Source organism: Sorangium sp. So ce1153 (assembly GCF_051521595.1).
In the GTDB taxonomy this organism is placed as follows: domain Bacteria; phylum Myxococcota_A; class Polyangia; order Polyangiales; family Polyangiaceae; genus Sorangium.
In genome coordinates, this window is the sequence record NZ_CP150361.1 from 9,762,709 (window position 1) to 9,785,031 (window position 22,323).

Here is a 22,323-nt window from a genome sequence, read left to right on the forward strand (position 1 = left end):
ATGGCGGGCAGGACCACTCCGTGCAATAGAGACGGCGGAGACGGCGCCGCCATGAATCCCCCTCTCACGAAGGTCCTAACCGTGTGCTGCGCTGGGCTGTGCGCCGCCGCCGGAGGTTGCAACGACCTCATTGGCCTCGAGGTCGGTCAGGAAGATCCGATAGAGGCGGATGCTGGCGCGTCCTCGTCCTCGGGCGGCTCGCCCTTGAGCGGCTCATCCGCGGGCGGCGCGTCCGCGGTCAGCGCGGTCAGCTCGGGCGCGGGAGGGGGGAATCCGTCCTGCAACGAGGCAGAGGGGGCAGCGCTCGTCGAGCCGTCGGGCCTCTGGGGCGACACGGTCGGCGCGAGCGTGGGCGGCATAGCGGCGCTGGATGATGGGGTGACGGCCCTCGTCAACGACACAGCCTCGCTCACCGCGACATCCTCGTTCACCGTCGCGAGGTGGAGCGCGAGCGGGGCGCGCGAGAGCGAGCTCCCGGCCTCGGCGTCCGGCGTCCGGGGCACGCACCTGGCTGTCAGTCCGGGAGTCGCGTTCGTGGCGGGGGAGTCGACCGCCAGCGTGCGGCTCTCCGGGGCAGAGTGCCATGTCGGCCCTCAGGGCGGGGTCAGCCACCGTCCCAGCTTCGTGGCAGCGCTGGATTCAGCGGGTCAATGCACCTGGGCGTGGAGCGTCGATTTCGATGGGGGCACCACCCCGCGCGGCCTCGCGGCGACCTCCGGCGCGGTCGTCCTCGCCGTCGAATCGGCGGGCAAGGGCAGGAGCTACGGCCCGTGCGTCATCCGGCGCACGGTCGCGGAGGGAGCCTCGCTGATCGCCGCGCTCGATCCGGAGAGCGGCGCGTGCAAGTGGGACCTCAACCTCGGCGCCCCGGCGGCCGTGTCCGTCAGGGCGCTCGTCGCCAGCGCGACGGCGGGGTCCCTGACCGTCGTGGGCAGCTACAACGCCGCGAACGGAGCCGTCGCGGTCGGAGAGGACCCGTCCCGCACCGCGGAGGGGCACGGGCTCTTCGTCGCGCGCTACGCGCTGGACGACGGCGCTCCGCAGCAGGTCACGACGTTGCGGGTCGAGGGAGACCAGCGCGTCGAGCCCCGCGGGGTCGCGCAGCTCCCGGACGGCGATCTCGTCCTCGTCGGCAACTATGCCGGGCCCCTCGATCTCGGCGAGGCCTGCCCGCGGATGCCCGACGCGGGCAACACGGACAACGTCTTCGTCGCGCGCGTCTCGGAGCACGGGGCGGTGTGGAGCCGCGGGTTCGGCGACGCGTCGACGGCCCAGAGGGCCTCCAGCGTGACGGTGGACGGGGCGGGCTCGATCCACGTCACCGGGCTGTTCTCGGGCGAGCTCGACCTGGGGAGCGCCATGAAGCTCGCGGCCCCGGCAGGGAAGCAGGCAGGGTTCTTGATGAAGCTCGACGCGGCCGGCCACCTCGTCTCGGCGTCCAAGCTCGAAGGGGACACCGCCGACCTGCAGGTCGCCGCGACCGCCGGGGCCGCCGGCGGCCCCCTGGTCGTCGCGGGGAACGTGACGGGGACGCTCGATCTGCACCTCGGCGACCTGCTCGGCGGCGACGCGGGCGCAGGGCCGCGCGGGTTCGTCTCGCGACTCGCGGACGCGCCCTGATCGCGATCGCGCCCGCCGCCGGGACGCGAGCCAGCAGCAGGAGCGCGGGCGCCGCGCGTCAGCGCAGCGCCTCGGCGGCGATCGCCGCGGTGAGGGCCTGGTCGCGCCTGCGCTCCAGCGTGCCGAGGTAACGGATCGTCACGCCGATGACGTCGTTCAGGTCGGGGTATCGCTGCCCTGGATCTCGGTGCGATGCGGTGGCCGCCTTCACCAGCCCGGGCGGCGCCGCTTGCGCGGGCGGCGCGCGCCATCGCACCCTCGCGCGCGATGCTCGCCAGAAGCTCGCCCGATCGGCGGCGCCGCGCCCCGGCCGGCGCGGTCGCCGCGCCGCTCATCGCGGCGCTCTCCTTCGCCTCGCTCGCGTGCGCGCCGGCGCCAGCGCGCGCCCCCGCGCACGACCCCGCGCCGCTGCGGAGCCTGCGCATCCCGGACACCGACCTCGATCGCGGGCCGCGGACCGTGTCCGCGGCCGAGGCGCTCCGCGATCTCCACGTCGCGCGCTACGCCTTCGAGCAAGCGTACGCGGGACTCGACGGGCGCTCGCCGTCGCCCTCGCCGCGCGCGATCGCCCGGGCCGAGGGCGCGCTCCGCGGCCGCGCGGCGTGGCGGCCCGAGGAGCTCGCGCGGCTCCTCCGCGAGCTGTTCGGGGCGCCCGACGGCCACCTCGCGTTCGGCCACGGCGGTCGCGTCCCGCTCCGGTTGACCGCCCCCTCGCGGCGCCGCTTCGCGCGCGGCGAGGGCGACGGCGAGCGCCCGCTCGCCTCCCCGCGCGCGGCCGCCGTGGCGGTGGCGGCTCTGCCAGGCCTCCCGCGATGGACCGCGCCGCCGCGCCGCCCTGGCCACGGCCCGCCCGTCGAGCTCACGCGCGGCCGCGACGGCGTCCCGGTGCTCGCCATCCGCACCTTCGACAGCGCCGCCGCCGCGGCGCTCGCGGCCCTGCCCGCGCTCGCGGCCGAGCTCCGGCGCGCGCCCGCCTTCGTCGTGGACCTGCGCGGCAACGCCGGCGGCGACTACCGCTTCGCCGAGCGCTTCGCGCTCGCGCTGACCGACGCGCCCCTCTGCGCGCTCGACGAGCGCGAGGTCATCTCCGTCGCCGCGGCGGAGGGGCGCGCGAACAGCGTCCGGCGGCGGCTCGCCCGCGGCGACGTCCCGGAGGCGGCGCGGCCGCGCTTCGTCGAGCACCTCGCCGCGCTGGAGCGCCTCGCCGGGGCGCTGCGGGCGCGCCCGGGCTCCGCAGCGCCGCGCGCCGAGCTCACGACCCGCGGCGCCGTGGTGCGCGGGCAGGCGGCGGGGCCGCTCGAGGGCCGCGCCGTGTTCCTGGTCGACCGCGGCTGTGCGTCGGCGTGCGAGATGCTGCTCGCGCTGGTCCGCCAGATCCCCGGCGCGCTCGTGGTCGGGCAGAACACCCGCGGCGGCATGAGCGTCGGCGAGGTCGCGCTCTTCCGGCTCCCGCGCTCTGGCGTCACGGTCTCGCTCGGCACCCGGGCGTTTCGCGACCCGCTCGGCGACTTCGCCGAGCTGCGCGGGTTCGAGCCCGACGTGCGGCTCGACGGCGCCGACCCTGCGGGCGACGCGGCCGCGCTGGCGCGGCGCGGCTGGCCCGCGAGCGCGCCTCGCCGCGGCGCGCGGGCATCGTGCGCGCGGCGTTGAGTTCGTGAACGGTCCGCGTATCCTGGCCTCGCTGCACCGAAGCACCCGCAGTTCCTTGGAGTCGCCGTGAGCGCGACGGGAGCCAGCATGCCGCACAGGCAATTGGAAGGGAGTACCGCGCCGCCTCGCCGCGCCGCCTCGCCGCGCGCCCGCCGCGCGCCGGCCGTCGCGTCGATCGCCGTGCTGCTCGGGATGGCCGCGCCCGCGGCCGCGCAGGCGCCGGCCGTCCGACCGAAGGCTGCATCCGGCAACCAGGTTGCGCCTCCTGCGGCGCCGGGCCCGTCCCCGGCGCCTCCTGGCGCGCCCCAGGCGCCTCCTGGCGCGTCCCCGGCGCCTCCTGGCGCGTCCCAGGCGCCTCCCGGCGCGTCCCCGGCGCCTCCCGGCGATCCCGCGACGCCTCCGGGCTTGTCCCAGACGCCTCCGGACGCGTCCCAGACGCCGCCGGGCGGCGCGCAGATGCCCTTTCCGCACGGCTATTACCTGCCGCCGCCGCTCCCGCCGTGGGCCAACCCGCGGACCATCGAGTACGTGGAGGGGGATCCGGTCCCGCGCGGCTACGGGTTCAAGACCAGGGCGGACCGCACGCTCGTCGGGGCGGGGCTCGTCACGTTCGGCGTCCCGTATGCGCTCTCGTTCACGGTGGCGAGCATCGCGACCCTCGGGGACGAGGACTTCGACCAGTTCGGGCCGCTGTTCATCCCGTTCGTCGGCCCGATGCTCGCGGCGACGACGCTGGAAGGCGCCGAGGGCTCGGCCCTGTTCTGGCTCACGATGGACGCGGTGGCCCAGGTCGGCGGGCTCCTCCTGTACGTCGCCGGCTTCGCCCACGAGGAGGTCTACCTGCAGCGTCAGTTCCCGGTCGGCGCGCGTAGCGCGCGCGACGCTGAAGCCGCCTCGCTGCGCGCGCCCACCCTCTCGATCGGCGCGTCGTCCGCCGAGCTCCGATGGCGATTCTGAGCCGGCGCGCCCGCGCCGGGAGCGCTCACCCCGAAGGGAGACGCACGTGACCGCGATCCGCACTGTCCATTCGATGGCCGCGCTCCTCGGCGCGCTCGCGCTCGCGGCGCCGGCGGCCGCGGAGAGCGCCCCTTCGCCCGCGCCGCCACCAGCTCACGCCGCGCCGCCGCCGGGCTACGCGCCGCCGCCAGGCTACGCCGCGCCGCCGGGCTACGCGCCGCCACCAGGTCACGCCGCGCCGCCGCCGGGTTACGCGCCGCCGCCGGGCTACGCGCCGTATGTGCCGGCCGTCATCTACGGCATGCCGCGGACGCTGCCGTTCAAGGAAGAGGGCGAGCGGCCGGACGGCTACCGCCTGGAGACGCAGATGAGCCGCCGGCTGATCGTCGCGGGGTCCATCGTCCTCGGCAGCGCGTGGGCGCTCTCGGCGCTGACGGCCGGGACCATCCTCAGCGAGGGAGAGAGCGGGAGCGTCAGCTACTCGCCGCTGCTCGTGCCCGTGGGCGGCCCGTTCATCACGCTCGCCACGGGCGAGGACGTCGACTTCTCCGACGACGACGGTCAGGTGGCCGGCACCTTCGTGCTCCTCGACGGGCTCACGCAGGTCACGGGGTTCGCGCTGCTCGTCGCGGGCCTCGTCGCCAACCAGAAGGTCTGGGTGCGCGACGACATCCCGCGCACGGCGTCGCTCCACGACCCCGAGATCGTCGTGGGCCCGACGGGCGGGGCCCTCCGCGTCCGCTTCTGAGCAGAAGCGGACCGCGATCGCAGGGCCCACCCCGCGACCTCACCTCATGGCCACCACCGCGCCGCCGTGCGGTGGTGGCCGTGCGGCTCACTTCCTCGTGGACCGGTACGTCGCGTCGAACGGCGAGCCGCCCTGCGGCACCTCCCGGACGACGCCGCGATCCGGGTTCGCCGCGAGGTGGCGCAGGATCCAGAAGACCGTCTCGACGTCGTCCGTGCCCGCCGCGCGCGCGATCTCGTCGAGCGACAGCGCCCGCGCCGCGGACTGCCGCCCCGCGCCGAGCGCCGCGAGCACGCGGGCCTGGAGGTCCAGCACCTGCTGCGCCGCCTTCTTGCCGGCCTCGACCCCGGGCTGGTGGTACGCGTTGATGCCGACGAGCGACGCGTACAGGCCGACCGCGCGCTCGTAGAGCGCGATCAGCATGCCGACGGCGCGCGCGTCGACCGTCTCGATCGTGATCGAGATCGACTCGCGCCCGCTCTCGGTCAGCGCCTTGCGCGTCCCCTGGAGGAAGCCAGAGAGGTAGTCGCCCGTCGTGACGCCGGGGTCGACCTCGATCGCGCCGCGCGACGGCGCGCGATCGCGGAGCACCTCGATGAACGTGACGAAGAAGTTGTCGAGCCCGTCGCGGAGCTGCTGCACGTACGCGTGCTGATCGGTCGAGCCCTTGTTGCCGTAGACGGCGATCCCCTGGAAGACCTCCTTGCCCTGGAGATCGAGCCGCTTGCCGAGCGACTCCATCACGAGCTGCTGGAGGTAGCGGGAGAAGAGCTCGAGCCGGTCCTTGTACGGCAGCAGCACCATGTCCTTCCGGCCCGCGCCGCCCGTCGCCGAGTACCAGGCGAGCGCGAGCAGCGCCGCCGGGTTCCGGAGCACCTCCTTCGAGCGCGTGACCTCGTCGATCTCGCGCGCCCCCTGCAGCATCTCCGTGATCGACAGCCCCTGGAGCGCCGCCGGCAGCAGGCCGACCGCCGAGAGCTCGCTCGTCCGCCCGCCGACCCAGTCCCACATCGGAAAGCGGGCCAGGAAGCCGTGCTTCACCGCGAACTTGTCGAGCTCGCTCCCCTCCCCCGTCACCGCGACAGCGTGCGCGCCGAGCGAGAGCCCGAGCCGCCTGTACGCCGCCTCGAGCTCGAGCATCCCGTTGCGCGTCTCCTTCGTTCCGCCCGACTTGGAGATGATCACCGCGAGCGTCGCGCCGAGGTCGTCGCCGATCGCGTCCAGCGTGCGATCGATCCCGTCGGGATCCGTGTTGTCGAAGAAATACGGCTGCATTCGATCAGCCGGCGTTCCGAGCGCCGAGGCGACGAACTGAGGCCCGAGCGCCGAGCCGCCGATCCCGACAACGAGCACCTTGCGGAAGCGGGCAGCCCGCTCCGGCCGCACCCGCGCCGCGTGGACGTCCGCGGCGAAGCTGAGGATGCGCGCTGTCGTCGCCTCGATGGCGGCGCGGAGCGCGGCCTCGGGCGCGAGCTCCGGCGCGCGCAGCCAGTAATGGCCGACCCGGCGGTCCTCGTCGGGGTTCGCGATGCTCCCGCCCTCGAGCGCCGCCATCTCGGCGAGCGCGGCCTGCATCCGCGGCTCCATCGCGGCGAAGAAGCCGTCCTGGAAGCGGATCCGGCTCACGTCCAGCCAGAGACCCAGGTTTGCGTCGTGGAAGAGGTGGTCCCGGAAACGGTCGAAGGGGATGCCGGCGGGCGCCGGTCCTGGCCCCCGGGTTGCGCGGTCTTGATCCATGGCCCCCTTCTACCGCTTCTCCCTACCGTTTCTCCAGGCGCTCGAACCCCTTGTCCGCGCGATGTTCTGCCCCATGCGCCGGAGTCATCGGAAAACGACTCTAGCGTGCCGCCCCGACACGCGTTATTTGCACGCCGACCACGATGCAGCTTGATTTCGGAATCAATGCAGGGCTCGTCGAGGAGCTCTATGCCCAGTACCTCGAGAACCCGGAGTCGGTAGACCCCGGCTGGCGCTCGTTCTTCGAGGGCAAGAACGGCGGCGCCGCGCCCGGCAGGCTGCCCGCTCCGGCCCCGCTGCCGACCTTGCAGGCCCAGGTGCTGCGGCCGTCGGCCGCGCCCGGGAACGGCAACGGCAAGAAGACGAACGGCGAGGCCACGAAGACGCTGGAGGCCGCGTTCGCCCAGACGCTGAGCGAGCACCCGACCTCGACCGAGACGTCGCGCGATCTCAAGGTGCTCGCGGAGGCGGCGCTCAAGGCGCGCGTCTACGCCCTCGTGAACGCGTACCGCGTGCGGGGCCACCTCTTCGCGCACGTCGACCCGCTCGGCTTGCCGCCCGCCACGCCGCCCGAGCTCGACCTCACGAACTTCGGGCTCCGCGTCGAGGACCTCGACCTGGCCTTCCCGACGACCGACCTCGCCGGCGTGCCGCCCGTCCTCACGCTGCGCGAGATCATCCGCCGGCTCGAGGAGACGTACTGCCGCTCGATCGGCGTCGAGTTCACGTTCATCGAGGAGCCCGAGGCGCGCCAGTGGCTCCAGCAGCAGATGGAGTCGACGCGCAACCGCCTGACGCTCGACCGCCAGAAGCAGCTCCGGATCCTGACGAAGCTCTCCGACGCCGAGATCTTCGAGCAGTTCATCCACAAGTCCTACGAGGCGGGGACGAAGCGCTTCTCGCTCGAGGGCGCCGAGAGCCTCATCCCGCTGCTCGACCTCATCATCGAGCGCGCGGGCGGGCACGAGGTCGACGAGATCGTGGTCGGCATGGCGCACCGCGGCCGGCTCAACGTCCTCGCGAACATCATGGACAAGAGCCTGCGCGAGATCTTCGCGGCCTTCGAGGACAAGGACGCGGAGCGCCACCTCGGCAGCGGCGACGTCAAGTACCACCTCGGCTACTCGACCGATCGGACGCTCGAGAACGGGCGCAACGTCCACCTCACGCTCACGTTCAACCCGAGCCACCTCGAGTTCGTGAACCCCGTCGTGCAGGGGCGCGTCCGCGCGAAGCAGGACCGGCGGCTCGCCGACGGCACCGAGGACGCGCGCCGCCGCGTGATGCCGCTGCTCATCCACGGCGACGCGGCGTTCATCGGGCAGGGCGTCGTCGCCGAGACGCTCAACATGATGAAGCTGCCCGGCTACACGACCAGCGGCACGGTGCACGTCATCGTGAACAACCAGGTCGGGTTCACGACCGATCCGATGGAGGGGCGCTCGACCCGCTACGCCTCCGACATCACGCGCATGCTCAAGGTCCCCGTATTCCACGTGAACGGCGAGGACCCGGAGGCGGTCGCGCACGTCGCGCAGCTCGCGATCGACTACCGCACGCGCTTCGGCTCGGACGTGGTCATCGACATGTACTGCTACCGGCGGTACGGCCACAACGAGGGCGACGAGCCGCGCTACACGCAGCCGCGGATGTACGCCGCGATCGACAAGAAGCCGACGGTCCGGCAGGTGTACGTCCGGCGCCTCATGGAGCTCGGGCAGGTCACCGAGGAGAAGGCCGAGGAGATCGTGGTGCGGCGCCGCGAGGCGCTCGCCGCCGCGCTCGACGAGGTGAAGCAGAAGGGCTTCGCGCCGGTGCTCTACTCGATGGGCGGCGTGTGGTCGCACTACCGCGGCGGCGCCGACCAGGCGACGCCCGACGTGCCGACGAGCGTGCCGGCCGAGAAGCTCATCGCGCTGTCCGAGAAGCTCCTCGAGCTGCCCGAGGGCTTCAAGGCGCACCCGAAGGTGCTGCCGACGCTCAAGCAGCGGCACGAGCGGCTCGTCGCCGGCGAGCCGTTCGACTGGGGCACGGGCGAGATGCTCGCCTACGCGTCGCTGCTCTCGGAGAAGACGCCGGTGCGGCTCTCCGGGCAGGACGTGCAGCGCGGCACCTTCAGCCACCGGCACGCGGTGCTGCGCGACGTGGACACGGGCGCGCGCTACGCGCCGCTGTCGCGCGTGGCCGAGGGGCCGGCGCGCTTCGAGGCGTACAACAGCCCGCTCAGCGAGGCGGGGGTGCTCGGCTTCGACTTCGGCTACAGCCTCGACTACCCCGACGGGCTCGTCATCTGGGAGGCGCAGTTCGGCGACTTCCTGAACGGCGCGCAGGTCATCGTCGACCAGTTCCTCACGTCGAGCGAGGACAAGTGGCACCGGCTGAGCGGCATCGTGCTCTTCCTGCCGCACGGCTACGAGGGCCAGGGCCCCGAGCACTCGAGCGCGCGCATCGAGCGCTGCCTGCAGAACAGCGCCGAGGACAACATCCAGGTGTGCAACCTGACGACGCCCGCGCAGCTGTTCCACGTGCTCAGGCGGCAGGTGCACCGGCCCTGGCGCAAGCCGCTCATCATCGCGACGCCGAAGAGCCTGCTGCGCGTCCCGGCGACGTCGAAGGGGCCGCACCGGCCCGTGTCGACGATCCAGGATCTCGCCGAGGGCAAGTTCCAGCGCGTGCTGCCCGACACGAGCGGGGTCGATCCTTCCGACGTGAAGCGGATCCTGCTCTGCTCGGGCAAGGTGTACTACGACCTCGCGATCGCGCGGGAGACGCGCGGGCTCAAGGACGTGGCGATCCTGCGGCTCGAGCAGCTGTTCCCGCTGAACGAGGAGATCGTCGAGGCGCTCGCGCCCTACAAGGACGGCACGCCGCTCGTGTGGGTGCAGGAGGAGCCGCGCAACTACGGGTCCTGGTACTACATCCTCGCGGTGCTCCGGCAGCGCATCGGCGACAGGCTCCCGCTCTCGTGCGTGAGCCGCGCGCCGAGCTCGAGCCCGGCGACCGGCTCGCGGGCGAGCCACCTGCTCGAGCAGAAGATGCTGATGGATGAGGCGTTCGTCGGGGGCAAGCTTTGAGCGAAGCGGCGAGCCTGCAGGACAGGTACGCGCCGCACAATCGCTGCTTCGGGTGCGGTCCGGCGAACGACCGGGGGCTCCGGCTGAAGAGCCGCGTCGAGGGTGACGCGGTGGTCTGCGACTTCACGCCGGAGCCGCACCACGAGGCGTTCCCCGGGATGCTCAACGGCGGCATCATCGGGGCGCTGCTCGACTGCCACTCGAACTGGACCGCGGCCTACCACCTCATGCAGGCGCGCGGGGCCGACGCCCCGCCGTGCACGGTGACGGCGGACTTCCACGTGAAGCTGAAGAAGCCGACGCCGCTCGGCCCGGTTCACCTGCGGGCGCAGGTGGCGGAGACCGAGGGGGATCGCGTCGTCGTCGAGGCGACCCTGGAGGCCGGTGGCCGGGTCACGGCGACGTGCCGCGGGACGTTCGTGGCCGTCAAGGAAGGGCACCCGGCCTTCCACCGCTGGTAGGCGCCGTTCCACCGCTGGTAGGCGCCGGCTGGCGTATGCTGGCCGGCGCGCGGCGCTGGCGGCCCGTCCGCGACCGGGAAGGCGTTGCTCGCCGCCTCCGTGGCACACGCGATGCTCGCGCCCCGGCGAGCGGCGTTCCCGGCGTGGATCGCGGGATCCCGCCGTCCTCGTGACGCCGCGAAGCGAGGAGAATCCGCAATGAAGGCAAACACCGGGGTCGCGGTCGCCGCGGGGGCGATCGCCGTGCTCTGCGCGAGCGTCGCCTCCGCGCAGGACTACGAGGGCGAGGTCCCGCCGAGCTACCTGCGCTCTCCGTTGAGGGCGCCGGGCAACGCGCTCGAGATCGGGGTCAGCGTCGGGTACGCGCAGGGGTTCGGCGACATCGGGAGCGAGCGGCGCTTGCGCGACCTGTCGGGCCCTGGCGCGGGCGTGGGCGTGGCGCTCGGCTACCGTGCGGTCCCGGGGGTCGGCCTCGGGCTGACGTCGAGCTACGAGCAGTACATGGCGCGGGGCTCGGAGCAGCGCGGGACCGACGTGCGCGGCATGACGGTGGGCGCGGAGGCGAGCTTCCACCTCGCGCCGTTCGAGCGCGTCGATCCGGTGATCTCGCTGGGCGGTGGTTACCGGGCCCTGTGGACCGCGGCGCCGGGGCGGGAGAGCGACACGGTGACGCACGGGATCGAGCTCGCGCGCCTCCAGGCGATGCTCGACGTCCGCATGTCCGACAGCGTCGCGCTCGGGCCGTCGCTCGGCGGCGGGCTCAACCTCTTCCTCTGGGAGAACGCCGCGGGGTCGATCAGCGCCCGCGAGGTGCCAGGGAGGCGCGTGAACACCTTCGTGTTCGCGGGGCTCCAGGGGCGCTTCGATGTCGGCGGGCAGCGCGTGCGCGAGGTCTTCCCGGTCGCGCGGCGCTGAGCGAGGGCCCCCCTCCAGAAGACGCGAGCGCCGGCGGGTGGTTCCGCGCGGCGGGGGCGGGCGGGCGCGGCGAGCACCGACCGAGGGGCCACAAGGTTTCAGAAGGCTCGAGGTCCCAGGCGCGCCTTGTGTGGCGCGCGACGAGACGTCCCAGCTGGCGTGGCCCGAAGGGAGACATGCCGGGTGGTGTCTTATGCGCAAGCTCTCGGTCCCCGTCTTGGCGGATGGCCGAGCGCCCGCCCGCCCCCGCCGCGCGGAACCACCCGCCGGCGCGCTCGGCTCGGATCCCCCCGGACCGCCGCCCCTCGCCCTGGACCCGGGCAGCCTCCTCTGGCCCTCCCGATTCCGGTCCCGCGACGCACGGCCTCGGCTACCCTACGCCGCCGCCTGCGGCGCGGATCGCCGCCAGCGCCTGCCCACCGATGCAGCTGTTCATCGCGCTCGCCCTCTTCGAAGGCTGTCCCTCCGACTTCCTGAACAGCCCCACCGCGCTCCGCGGGGCGCTCGAGGCGGCCGTCGCCGCCGGGCCGTTCACCCTGCTCGAGATGGCGGTGGTCCCCTTCTCGCCGCAGGGCATCACCGCGTGCGCCGTCGTGGGCGAGTCGCACGTGGCGCTGCACTCCTGGCCCGAGTCGGGGCGGCTCTTCGTCGACGTGGCGTCGTGCAGCACGCTGGAGAGCGTCCGCCGCGCCGTGGCCGCCATCGGCGACGCGCTGCCCGGAGGGCGGCTCGCCACCCTCGACGAGCGCATCGTCGACCCCGGCGGCGCGCGGGCGCCCTGACGCGGCGGCGCGCCCCCTCCCCGGGGCGCCGCCGCGAGGGGCGGCGCGTCTCTGTCAGTGGCTCAGTGGCTGCCGATGACCCGGCGGAGCGGCTTGTTGAACGCGAACATCGCGGCGCCGGCGCCGACGCCGAGGACGGTGAGGAGCAGGAAGAACATCTCCTTCGGCCAGCGCGTGTAGAAGATGCCGATGTAGCCGCTCAGCGTGTTGCCGAAGAAGCTCGAGACGAACCACATGCCCATCATCATCGACACGATCCGCACCGGCGAGACCTTGGTCACGAGCGACAGGCCGATGGGCGACAGGTAGAGCTCGCCGATCGTGAGCAGCAGCGTGCAGAAGACCGGCCAGAACAGGCTGCCCTTGCCGTCGCCGACCGCCTGCGCGCCGAGGATCATCACGACGAACGAGAGCCCGAGGATGGTGCAGCCGATCGCCATCTTCGACACGCTGGTCGGCTCCGAGCCCCGCTTCGCCTGCCAGCGCCAGAAGATGTCGAGGAGCGGGGCGAACAGGATGATGCAGAGCGGGTTCACCGACTGGAACCACGTGGAGGGGATCTGGAACCCGAGGACGCTCGGCCACATTGTCTTCTCGTCGGCCCAGGTCTGCATCGTGTTGCCCTGCTGCTCGTAGACCGCCCAGAAGACGATGTTGAGGGCGCAGAGCGCCACGAGCGCGCCGACGCGCTTCCACTCGTCGCTCGTGAGCGGCTGCTTCTGCTCGCCGACGCCCTCCGCCGCCTTGGTCAGGTTGTCCTTGGCGAGGTACTTCTGGCCCATGATGTAGACGACGAGCCCAAGGCACATCCCGACGCCCGCGGCGGCGAAGCCGTAGTGCCAGCCGTAGACGGCGGCCAGCGTGCCGCAGACGAAGTTGCAGATGAAGGCGCCGAGGTTGATGCCCATGTAGAAGATGGTGAAGGCGCCGTCGCGGCGCGGATCACCCTTCGGGTACAGGCTGCCGACCTGGGTCGAGATGTTGGGCTTGAACGCGCCATTGCCGAGGATGAGCAGGAGCAGCGCGAGAAAGAACGAGTTCTCGAACGCCATGACGAAGTGTCCGATGGCCATCAGGGCGCCGCCGATCACCACCGTCTTGCGCTGGCCCCACACCCTGTCGGCGAGGATGCCGCCAAAGAAAGGCGTGAGGTAAACGAGCCCTGTGTAAAGGCCGTAAAGCACGGACGCCTGCTCGGCGGGCGCGGCCGGAAGGAGGCCCCGGATGAACTCCCAGGCGAACACCGTGTCCGGGTTGCCCGGGACGAGGTCGCACGGCGGCGCGTGCTGGCGGCACCCCTGGTACGCCTCTCGCGCGGCGACGAACAGGTAGTTCGCCATGTACAGCTTGAGGAGGCCGCGCATGCCGTAATAGGAAAAGCGCTCCCACATCTCCGCGAAGAAGAGGATCACGAGCCCCGGCGGGTGCTTGAAGCGCCTCTCGAAAGCGGTGACTGGGAGGGCCGGCTCGGTTGCTTGCTCGCTCAATGCTATGTCTCCACGAGCTGGGACCACGCTGCGTGGTCGTCGGGCGATGCAGGAGATCGTGGGGCACGCTGCCCCTCGTCGGCGCAATGCTAGACGATCCGCGACGCTCACGTCACGCGCTGTTTGCGCACAGCGTCGACCCGGGCGAACAGGGTGTCGGCGTGGGCGGCCACGCGGACCACCGGCGTCCGCGGCGGCCGGCGCCGAGGCAGAAGGCCCGCCGCGCGGCGCCGTCTCGCGCCGCCGCGCCCCACGCGGCGCTCGCCTGGGCGACGCGGGCGCGGGCCGCCGCCGGCGCCTGGACGGGCCGGGCCCGCGCGCTGTGCCGAGCGCGCGGCGGGATGGCGAGCTCTGCCCTGGTCGCGCGAGGTCATCCCCGGAATGGGGAGATCGACAGTCGAGGCTTCCGGTGAGGCGCCGCCGGTCGCAGATGGTCTGTGATGCAACATCCAATGACCCGCTCCGTCCTCGGGGACAGAGCACGTTCGAGGTGCCTCGTCTTGATTCCGCTCCTCTCCGCCTGCGCCGGAGTCGAGCCCTCGCCGCCCGCGGCGTGCGCCCCCGGCGAGGAGCTCTATCGCGGGCGGTGCGTCCATCCCGCCGCCCGGTACGAGCCGGAGGAGCGCATCGACCGGGACAACGTCGTCGCCTTCGGCGCGCCGCCCACCCGGCTCGCGCTGCCGGAGCCGCCACGCAGCGGGTTCAGGATCATCGCGCCGCCGCGGACCCTTTCGCCCGGTGAGGAGGTGACCTTCTGCCTCTCCTGGCCCTTCCCTGCCCTCGTGAACAGGACCGTCCACGCGGCGCGCGTCTACACGACGGCCGGGCTGCACCACAGCAACGTGATCGCCAAGCCGGTCAATCCGGCGTTCGGTCCGAACCCGTATCCAGATTGCCACCCGGGCGCCGACGACCCCTTTGGCGCGCTGCCGGCGGTCATCCCGGACGTGCTCTTCGCGAGCTCCACCCAGGTCGTCGGCGACGAGACGCTGGTCTTCCCGCCGGGGATGGGGTTCACCCTCGATACGTCCCGCGAGATCGCGACGAGCGTCCACCTGCTCAACGCCTCGGCCGAGCCCGAGGTCGTCGAGCTCGCTTACGACTTCTTCACCATGCCGCTCGCGGAGCGCGCCGAGGAGCTCGTGCCGTTCGTCATGAACGTCAATGACTTCCTCGTCCCGCCGCGCGCCACGCGGACCGTCGGCGCGACGTGCTCGACGTTCGGCGGGAACATCGTCTCTCTGATGCCCCATACCCACCGCTACGCCGAGGCCTTCGACGTGGACGTCGTCCGCGCGGACGGCGGCGGCGAGGCGCGCGTCTACGAGGGCGGCGCGTTCGACCTGGAGAGCGACATCGAGGTCTACCGGCGGGCGATCGCGCTCGAGGAGGGCGACTCCCTCCGGTACGCGTGCCGGTTCAAGAACACGTCCGGGCACGCCCTCACGTTCGGCCTCGGGGACAACGAGATGTGCACGCTGTTCGGGTACATGTACCCGCCGGAGAAGCAGTTCGCGGCGTTCTCGGCGCGCGACGGCGAACCGTGCATGTCGTTCGGCATCGGCGCCTTCCGGTGAGGGGCTATCTTCCGCTGGCGGCCCCGGCGCGCTAGGTTGGCCGCCGTGGACGCCCACCGATCGTCCGGCACTCGCCGCGCCCTGATCATCGGCCTGCCCCTCGCCGCGATCGCCGCGGCGGCCTTCCTCGTCCTGGGTCGCGACGAGCGCCCCGCCCCGCGGGCTCGGCCCGCGAGCGCGGAGCCGGGCGAAGAGGCCATCCCGCAGGAGCGCGATGAGCCACCGGTGGTGCCCCCCACCCCGCCGCCCACCCCTGCCCCCGCGAGCGCCGCAGCACCCGAGTCGGAAGCGGCGGCGGACAACGATCCCGAAGCCCGCGTCATCGACCGTATGCGCGCCGCGCTGACGAGCGATCCCGCGGAGGTGCTCCGGCTCGACGACGCGGCGTCGCGCGAGCTCGGGGAGAGCCCGCGCGCCGCCGAGCGGGGCCAGCTCCGCGTGCGCGCGCTCGTGCGCATGGACCGGATCGGCGAGGCCCGCAGCTTCGCGGAGGACCTCATCGAGCGCTATCCGGACGACCCGGCGGCGAAGAGTGCGGCGGCGTACATGGGGATTCACCCGAGGCCGCGCGGGCCGTCCCGGTAAGGCACGGTGAGGAGCGAGACATGGAGGAGAGCAGCTGATCTCTCGAGGCCGCCCTGACAAGGATCTTGTAGCAAGAGCAGAACGTTGCGCGGTGAGTCACTGAACCGCTTAAGAGATCGCGCTGGCCTGTCAGCGCGTTTCTGGCGATACTCGGCGCATGCGCAATTGGCTTCTTCTTGTCGGGGTCCTCCAGCTCTCCGCAGCTGGAATCGGCTGTGGCGACGGGTCTGACGACGCCGGCCTGGACGGCGCGGGCGGCGGCACGGGAGACGGCGGCTCTGCCAGCAGCGGCGGCCCTGCCGGCAGCGGCGGCGTCACGACCGGCAGCGGCGGCGTCACGACCGGCGCCGGCACCGGCGGCGGCGGCGCGACGACCGGCAGCGGCGGCGACGTCACGACCGGCGCCGGCAGCGGCGCCACGACGGGCACGGGGACGCCGGACACCTGCGCCGGGGCCGGGGAGGACGCCTGTCCCTTCGAGGGCGGGGTCCAGATCGACTGCCGCCTCCGCTTCATGTACGGCGTGAACTACGCCTGGCGCGACTTCGGCGCTGATTTCGGCGGCCAGTCCAGGTGGAGCCAGTCGGGCATCTCGGGCAAGAAGGGCCAGGTGCTCGCCGACCTGCAGGACATGCGCGCCAGCGGCGTGGACGTGATCCGCTGGTGGATCTACCCGCGCTTCTACGGGGACCAGATCGCCTTCGACGGGCAGGGCAATCCGACCGGGCTCGGGGGTACCTCGACGCAGGACATCCTGGCGGCGCTCGAGCTCGCGGATCAGGCGCAGGTCAACGTGATGTTCACGCTGTTCTCCTTCGACGGCTTCTACAAGGCGACGCACAATCCGCCGAGCGGCCTGACGGCCGTGAGCATGGGGCCCCTCGTCGCGGACCCGGCCCGGCGCGCCAAGCTGATCGAGAACGTGGTCCGGCCCGTCGCGCAGGCGGTCGCGTCGAGCCCGCACCGGAGCCGCATGCTGGCCTGGGACGTCATCAACGAGCCCGAGTGGGCGATGACCGGGCCGAGCCTGTACGGCGGCGACCCGGCGTTCGAGGGCGACGCCAGCAAGTTCGATCTCGTCACGCACCAGCAGATGGAGGCGCTCGCCAAGGAGTCGGCCGCCGTGCTGAGGGGCGAGACCGGCGCCCCCGTGAGCGTCGGCAGCGCCGCGATCAAGTGGGGCCAGGCGTGGACCCACGCCGACGTCGATTTCTACCAGGTCCACATGTACGGGTGGGTCAACGACTACTTCCCGTACAACAAGCCCCTCTCCGAGTACGGCCTCACGGACAAGCCGGTCGTCATGGGCGAGTTCCCCGTCAACATGTCGGAGATGGACGTGGGCTACGACAAGTTCGTGAGCGACCTCTACGACATCGGGTATGCGGGCGCGCTCTCCTGGTCGGTCACCGATGCGAACTTCCGCTGGTCGTCCAACAAGACCGCCGTGAAGGCGTTCGCCGACAAGCACCCCTGCGAGACGCGGTACTGACCGCCGGGCGAGCGCCGCTGTCCGCGGCGCCCCGCAGATTCTGCCGTCCAACACGAGCTCATCTGTCGTTCAGCGTGCAATCTCGTCCTGGACGGGATCGGCCGCGCTTGCGTGACAGGTTGCCCCAGCGTGTGGCGCATTGGCCCATGAGGGCGCGCTCGACTGACGCGGCGGCGGCCTCGCTCAGGACGCCGGGCGCCTCTTCCACTCTGGTTCCTTGTGGTCCCCTCTGGGCACGTCGGTTGCTGGGCAAGTGAGCCCACCGCTCACGGAGGTGCCTCGCCTGTGTGAGCCGTCGAGGGTTGTTCACCAGCACCCGGAGGGAGAGCGACATGGCAAGAGATCGCTACGAGAACCGAGACTTCCGCGACGAGGGGACGCGCGACGACTCGCGTCACCGGGAAGAGCACGGGCGCTTTCCCGGGAACAACGACCAGCGCGGCTACCGCGGTCACGACGAGGAGCGCGACGCGTTCGAACGAGGGTCGTACAGCCGCGGCAACTACGCGAACCAGAGCGGCGGCAGCCGGCAGGGCGAGCTCGGCCAGGAGCCGCAGTACGGCCAGCCGCAGGTTGGCCGGCAGGGGCGCGAAGGCAGGGGCCAGTGGCAGGCGGGCGGCCAGCAAGGACAGGACTACCGCGGCAGCTTCGGCGGGCGCGGGCAGGAGCAAGGCGGCTTCGGCGGGCGCGGGCAGGAGCAAGGCGGCTTCGGCGGGCGCGGGCAGGAGCAAGGCGGCTTCGGCGGGCGCGGGCAGGAGCAAGGCGGCTTCGGCGGGCGCGGGCAGGAGCAAGGCGGCTTCGGCGGGCGCGGCTACCGCGAGCACGAGGAGAGCCGCGCCTACGGGCAGGACAGCCCCTCCTGGGAGCAGAGCGGCGGGCGCGGCAATCACTTCGCCGGGCGGGGCGCGGACGACGAGCGCAGAGGGTTCGGCTCGGCGCAGCGAGGACGCGAAGAGAACCGCGGTTATTACGGCCGCGACGTGAACCGCGGGTTCACCGGGCCGGAAGAGGGCCAGGGCCGCGGCTCCTACGGGCGCGACACCTATGGCCGCGAGGACGAGGGCCAGCAGCGCGGCCAGGGGCGCCACGAATACCAGGGCTTCGAGAACCAGTACCGCGGCTACGGGCGACAGGACGAGTACCCGGGCCGCAGCCACGAGGGCCAGGGCCGCGGCTACCAGGGCCGCGACGACTACCAGGGCCGCGAGGGCCAGTACCGCGGCTACGGACGGCAGGACGAGCACCAGGGCCGCGGCTACCAGCAGGGCCGCGAGGACTACCAGGGCCGTAGCTTCGGGCGGCAGGACGAGCACCAGGGCCGCGGCTACCAGCAGGGACGCGAGGACTACCAGGGCCGCAGCTTCGGGCGGCAGGACGAGCACCAGGGCCGCGGCTATCAGCAGGGACGCGAGGACTACCAGGGCCGCGAGGGCCAGTACCGCGGCTACGGGCGGCAGGACGAGCACCAGGGCCGCGGCTACCAGCAGGGACGCGAGGACTACCAGGGCCGCAGCTTCGGGCGGCAGGACGAGCACCAGGGCCGCGAGGGCCAGAATCGCGGCTACGGCCGGGGAGAGAGCCAGTACCACGGCTATCGTGGCGGCGACGAGCACCAGAACCCTGGCCATTACGGCCGGGGCGACGAGCGCGGCGACCAGCGCGGTCGGGACGAGCACCGCGGCTATCAGGGCCGGAGCGACGAGCGCGAAGGCCACGGCCAGGGCCATGAGCGCGCCGGGCGAGACGACCTGTACAACCAGCCGGAGCGACGGCCGGGGTTCGGCCGCTTCATGGGCGATGAGCTGCCGCAGGGGTACTCGACACGGACCCACGAGCGCGACGAAGTGCGCGCCTCGCAGGACCGCGATCGCTCCCAGGCAGACGACAGCGGTCGCTCCGAGCACCAGCGCCAGAACCGGACCTGGAACTGAACCGCTCAGCGCCGATCGAGCCGCCGCGCGGGAAACGGCCTCCCGACTGAGCCCGCGCGGGGCGACGCGCCCGCCCCGCGCGCCCTTTCATCCTGCACCGATCACACCCTCCGGCTGCCCCGCCGACCACCTCGGCCCCCGGAGCGCTCCCGCTGCAGCGACGACCACAGCACCGGCGACGCCTCGCGCAGCGGCGAGCCCGACGCGCGGCGTGGCGCGCGGCCACGCCCCGCGGAGCGACAATGGGGCGCCGCGTGCCACGTGCCACGTTGAAGATGCGCTGAATCCGAAGGTCCGAGAGCGACGTTTCCCGGAAGATGCTTTGGCCGCGTGCACGGACGCCGACGCCCGCGTCGCGGCGTCTTCGCCGGCTCGCAGGCGAAGATTGGCGTTGTCTGCGCCACGGACCTGCAGCATCCTCGCGCGCCATGAGAACAGAAGCTTATTCCAATCTCCCCAGGCTCGCTTTCGCGCTCTGCATCGCCTCGTCGGCGCTGATGACCGGCTGCGGTGACGACGACTCGGGCGCCACGACGAGCACCGGCGGCGGCTCATCGACCGCGACCAGCGCCTCGGGCTCCGGCGGCGCTGGTGAAGGCGGCGCGGGCGGCGCCGGCGAGGGCGGCGCGGGCGCGACGACATCGACCGCGAGCGGCACCGGCGGGGGCAACCCGTCGGGCGACACCATCCGCTTCATCGGGCGCTTCGACACGACGAAGCCTGAAGGCCCCCGCTTCTCCTGGCCTGGCAGCGCGATCGTCACGCGCTTCTCGGGGACATCGCTCAGCGCCCGCTTCAACGACGCGTCGACCCCGGAGCAGTCCAACTTCTTCCAGGTGGTGATCGACGGGGAGCCCAGGGGCGTCCTCAAGGTCAACAACCAGAAGGAGCTCTACACGGTCGCGGACGGGCTGGACGACGGCGAGCACGAGCTCCTGCTCCACCGCCGGACCGAGGCGCTGGTCGGCGTGACGCAGTTCCTCGAGTTCGTGCCGCAGCAAGGCGAGGAGCTCCTGCCCGTCCCGGCAGCGCCCGAGCGGCGGATCGAGGTGATCGGCGACTCGATCTCGGCCGGCTACGGCATCGATGGCGCGGACGAGACCTGCCCCTTCACGAGCGACACGGAGAACAACTACCTCGCCTACAGCGCGCTGACAGGCAGGCTGCTCGAGGCGGACACCACGATCGTCGCCTGGTCCGGCAGGGGCGTGGTCCGGAACTATGACGACGAGGTGGCCGACACCATGCCGGAGATCTACGGCCGGACGATCGCCGACGAGCCGCAGCCCGCATGGGACTTCTCGTCCTGGGTGCCGCAGGTCGTGGTGATCAACCTGGGTACGAACGACTTCAGCATCAACGTCCCGGGCGACGCCGAGTTCCGTGCGCCGTTCACGAACGCCTACGCGGGCCTCGTCGAGACGGTCAGGGAGAACTACCCGGAGGCGTTCATCTTCTGCACCATCGGGCCCATGCTCAGCGACTCGTACCCGGAGGGCGCCGAGGCGCTCACCAGGGCACGGAGCTACATCGGCGAGGTGATCGAGGATCGCGCGGCCAGCGGCGACGATCGGGTCCGCTTGCTCGAGTTCCCCCAGCACAACGGGGAGCAGGATGGGCTCGGCTGCGACTACCACCCGAGCAAGAAGACGAACGAGAAGATGGCCGCGCAGCTCTCGGAGGCGATCAGCGAAGAGCTCGGCTGGTAGCAGCGCGGCGGCGAGGCGCAGCGGCATCGCTGCTGCGCCGCACCGCCCGCGCCCGCGCCCAGGTCATCCTGGTTTTCCTGCGAGGACCTTCCGTCGAACCCCTGTGCCGAACGGCTCCGTCGGAGAGCCGCCCGGCGACATCGGAGCTCGAGTCCGGGGCACGACGGGGCGAAGCGCCGCGGCATCGCCCTGCGCGCGGCGCCGGGGATCATGGCGCGGCGCCGCGGCATCGCCCTGCGCGCGGCGCCGGGGATCATGGCGCGGCGCCGGGGCGCCGTGGCACCGGCGTGTCTCTCCGGCTGTGGCACGGCGCTACACCCGACGCACGTCCGGTACAGCGCAAGCGCCACGGCGAACGGACTCCGATCAGATCCTCTCGCCAGGGCGCGTGACATGCACGCGATCCAGCCTTGGTACACGCGGTGCATCTCTCGGTATCAGAACACCGGACGGGCGGCGACGCTGAAAACGCGTGGGAGCGCGCCGCCGAGCGAGGAGATCATCGATGCAGACCAAGCAAGACGGCTCCCAGCGGGCCACGAGCAGGAGCCACGGACAGGATTTCGTGGAGGCAGCGCGCCAGAGCGCGTCTCGCAAGGACGACCGCGATGCGTTCATCCCCGACCCGGGCGACGGCCCGACGGAGGTGGTGGACGAGTTCGCCGAGCAGATCGCCGAGCAGTATCTCGCCTCGGCGACATCAGGCAAGGGCGACACAACGGAAGACTATGAAGACATGGTGGATCCCGAGGAGCTCGGGGGTCCCTTCATCATCACGACGGCCGAACAGGAGATGGGGTACAGCAGGGACTCGATGAACCCCGACGACGCCGAGGTCGAGCCGTTTCCCCTGGTGAGCCGCTCGCCCCTGAGCTGATTGTCCCGCGCGCGAGCCCCGCTCGCGCGCGGACCACGGAAGATCCCCCGACAGCGCTCCGCCCACGCGGCCGGCCAAGGCGAGCCTCTCTCCGGCGGCGCTGTACAGATCGGCTTGGCATCCGCCCTCGGCGCGCGTACGACCAGCGCGGCTTCACAGAGGAGGATGCGTTCATGGCCCAGACCAAGTTCAAGGGAAACCCCGTCCACACCGCCGGCGAGCTGCCGGCCGTCGGCTCGACTGCCCCCGATTTCCAGCTCGTGAAGAGCGACCTGTCGGAAGGCAAGCTCTCTTCCTACTCAGGCAAGAAGATCCTCAACATCTTCCCGAGCGTGGATACCGGGGTCTGCGCGAAGTCCGTGCGCACGTTCCACGAGCGCGCCGAGAAGCTCCCGGGCGTGACGGTGCTCAACATCTCGGCGGACCTGCCGTTCGCCCACGCCCGCTTCTGCGGGGCCGAGGGCATCAAGAACGCGGAGAGCCTCTCGACGTTCCGGGGCGACTTCGCCGACAGATACGGGGTCAAGCTGGTGGACGGGCCGCTCGCGGGCCTGCTCGCGCGCTCGGTCCTCGTGCTCGACGAGCAGAACAAGGTGCTCCACGCCGAGCTCGTCCCGGAGATCGCGCAGGAGCCCGACTACGACGCGGCCCTCGCCAAGGTGCAGTGAGCCGGCGCCCACGTCCTGCGCGCGCGCCCGCGTGAACGCGCGGTGAGCCGGCG

Annotated in this window: 18 protein-coding genes; 15 read left to right on the forward strand and 3 right to left on the reverse strand. The window is 72.3% G+C overall.

The annotated features are described in order from the left end of the window. Window positions 1-204 precede the first annotated feature (204 nt). A complete protein-coding gene (locus tag WME85_RS35120; RefSeq protein WP_437827462.1) occupies window positions 205-1,620 on the forward strand; it encodes a hypothetical protein in 1,416 nt (471 codons plus the stop codon). A gap of 58 nt (window positions 1,621-1,678) precedes the next feature. Here the strand turns inward: WME85_RS35120 and WME85_RS35125 are convergent, their stop codons facing one another. Beyond that, window positions 1,679-1,876 carry a hypothetical protein gene (locus WME85_RS35125; protein WP_437827463.1) on the reverse strand — a complete coding sequence of 66 codons (198 nt, stop codon included), beginning with the start codon at window positions 1,874-1,876 and terminating at the stop codon, window positions 1,679-1,681. 11 nt (window positions 1,877-1,887) lie between these two features. Between WME85_RS35125 and WME85_RS35130 the strand changes: the two genes are divergently transcribed. From WME85_RS35130 to WME85_RS35140, 3 genes are all read left to right on the forward strand, one after another. Next, window positions 1,888-3,270 (forward strand): S41 family peptidase, encoded by a 1,383-nt coding sequence (locus tag WME85_RS35130; RefSeq protein WP_437827464.1) that lies wholly within the window; start codon window positions 1,888-1,890, stop codon window positions 3,268-3,270. A gap of 405 nt (window positions 3,271-3,675) precedes the next feature. Further along, a complete protein-coding gene (locus WME85_RS35135; RefSeq protein WP_437827465.1) occupies window positions 3,676-4,227 on the forward strand; it encodes a hypothetical protein in 552 nt (183 codons plus the stop codon). A gap of 46 nt (window positions 4,228-4,273) precedes the next feature. Beyond that, window positions 4,274-4,975, forward strand: coding sequence for a hypothetical protein (locus WME85_RS35140; RefSeq protein ID WP_437827466.1), 702 nt, complete (start codon window positions 4,274-4,276; stop codon window positions 4,973-4,975). An 87-nt stretch (window positions 4,976-5,062) separates the two neighbouring features. Here WME85_RS35140 and WME85_RS35145 read toward each other — a convergent pair whose 3' ends face one another. Beyond that, complete coding sequence (locus WME85_RS35145) at window positions 5,063-6,712, reverse strand: glucose-6-phosphate isomerase (protein WP_437827467.1); 1,650 nt, start codon at window positions 6,710-6,712, stop codon at window positions 5,063-5,065. Window positions 6,713-6,855: 143 nt separating this feature from the next. Between WME85_RS35145 and WME85_RS35150 the strand changes: the two genes are divergently transcribed. From WME85_RS35150 to speD, 4 genes are all read left to right on the forward strand, one after another. Then, window positions 6,856-9,786 carry a 2-oxoglutarate dehydrogenase E1 component gene (locus WME85_RS35150; RefSeq protein ID WP_437827468.1) on the forward strand — a complete coding sequence of 977 codons (2,931 nt, stop codon included), beginning with the start codon at window positions 6,856-6,858 and terminating at the stop codon, window positions 9,784-9,786. Beyond that, window positions 9,783-10,247 carry a PaaI family thioesterase gene (locus WME85_RS35155; RefSeq protein ID WP_436622108.1) on the forward strand — a complete coding sequence of 155 codons (465 nt, stop codon included), beginning with the start codon at window positions 9,783-9,785 and terminating at the stop codon, window positions 10,245-10,247. Before WME85_RS35150 ends, WME85_RS35155 begins: the two co-directional genes overlap by 4 nt. A 198-nt stretch (window positions 10,248-10,445) precedes the next feature. Next, window positions 10,446-11,162 carry a hypothetical protein gene (locus WME85_RS35160; protein WP_437827469.1) on the forward strand — a complete coding sequence of 239 codons (717 nt, stop codon included), beginning with the start codon at window positions 10,446-10,448 and terminating at the stop codon, window positions 11,160-11,162. A gap of 422 nt (window positions 11,163-11,584) precedes the next feature. Beyond that, complete coding sequence (speD, locus tag WME85_RS35165; RefSeq protein ID WP_437303415.1) at window positions 11,585-11,944, forward strand: S-adenosylmethionine decarboxylase; 360 nt, start codon at window positions 11,585-11,587, stop codon at window positions 11,942-11,944. 62 nt (window positions 11,945-12,006) lie between these two features. Here the strand turns inward: speD and WME85_RS35170 are convergent, their stop codons facing one another. Then, window positions 12,007-13,431, reverse strand: coding sequence for a peptide MFS transporter (locus WME85_RS35170; RefSeq protein ID WP_437827470.1), 1,425 nt, complete (start codon window positions 13,429-13,431; stop codon window positions 12,007-12,009). 500 nt (window positions 13,432-13,931) lie between these two features. On the opposite strand from WME85_RS35170, the gene WME85_RS35175 reads away from it, so the two are divergent. The 7 genes from WME85_RS35175 (at window position 13,932) to tpx (ending at window position 22,270) form a co-directional block, all read left to right on the forward strand. After that, the gene (locus tag WME85_RS35175) at window positions 13,932-15,008 is read left to right on the forward strand and encodes a hypothetical protein (RefSeq protein ID WP_437827471.1); all 1,077 of its coding nucleotides are present in this window, start codon (window positions 13,932-13,934) and stop codon (window positions 15,006-15,008) included. Between the two features lie 45 nt (window positions 15,009-15,053). Continuing rightward, window positions 15,054-15,593, forward strand: coding sequence for a hypothetical protein (locus WME85_RS35180; protein ID WP_437827472.1), 540 nt, complete (start codon window positions 15,054-15,056; stop codon window positions 15,591-15,593). A gap of 157 nt (window positions 15,594-15,750) precedes the next feature. Beyond that, entirely contained in the window at window positions 15,751-17,085 is a 1,335-nt protein-coding gene (locus tag WME85_RS35185) for an endo-1,4-beta-glucanase (RefSeq protein WP_437827473.1), read from the forward strand. A gap of 332 nt (window positions 17,086-17,417) precedes the next feature. Beyond that, on the forward strand, window positions 17,418-19,016 hold the full coding sequence (locus tag WME85_RS35190; protein ID WP_437827474.1) for a hypothetical protein: 1,599 nt from the start codon (window positions 17,418-17,420) through the stop codon (window positions 19,014-19,016). A gap of 428 nt (window positions 19,017-19,444) precedes the next feature. Beyond that, window positions 19,445-20,725, forward strand: a complete 1,281-nt coding sequence (locus WME85_RS35195; protein WP_437827475.1) for an SGNH/GDSL hydrolase family protein — start codon at window positions 19,445-19,447, stop codon at window positions 20,723-20,725. Between the two features lie 505 nt (window positions 20,726-21,230). Beyond that, a complete protein-coding gene (locus WME85_RS35200; RefSeq protein ID WP_437827476.1) occupies window positions 21,231-21,602 on the forward strand; it encodes a hypothetical protein in 372 nt (123 codons plus the stop codon). Between the two features lie 173 nt (window positions 21,603-21,775). Continuing rightward, window positions 21,776-22,270 (forward strand): thiol peroxidase, encoded by a 495-nt coding sequence (tpx, locus tag WME85_RS35205; protein WP_437827477.1) that lies wholly within the window; start codon window positions 21,776-21,778, stop codon window positions 22,268-22,270. Window positions 22,271-22,323: the final 53 nt, after the last annotated feature.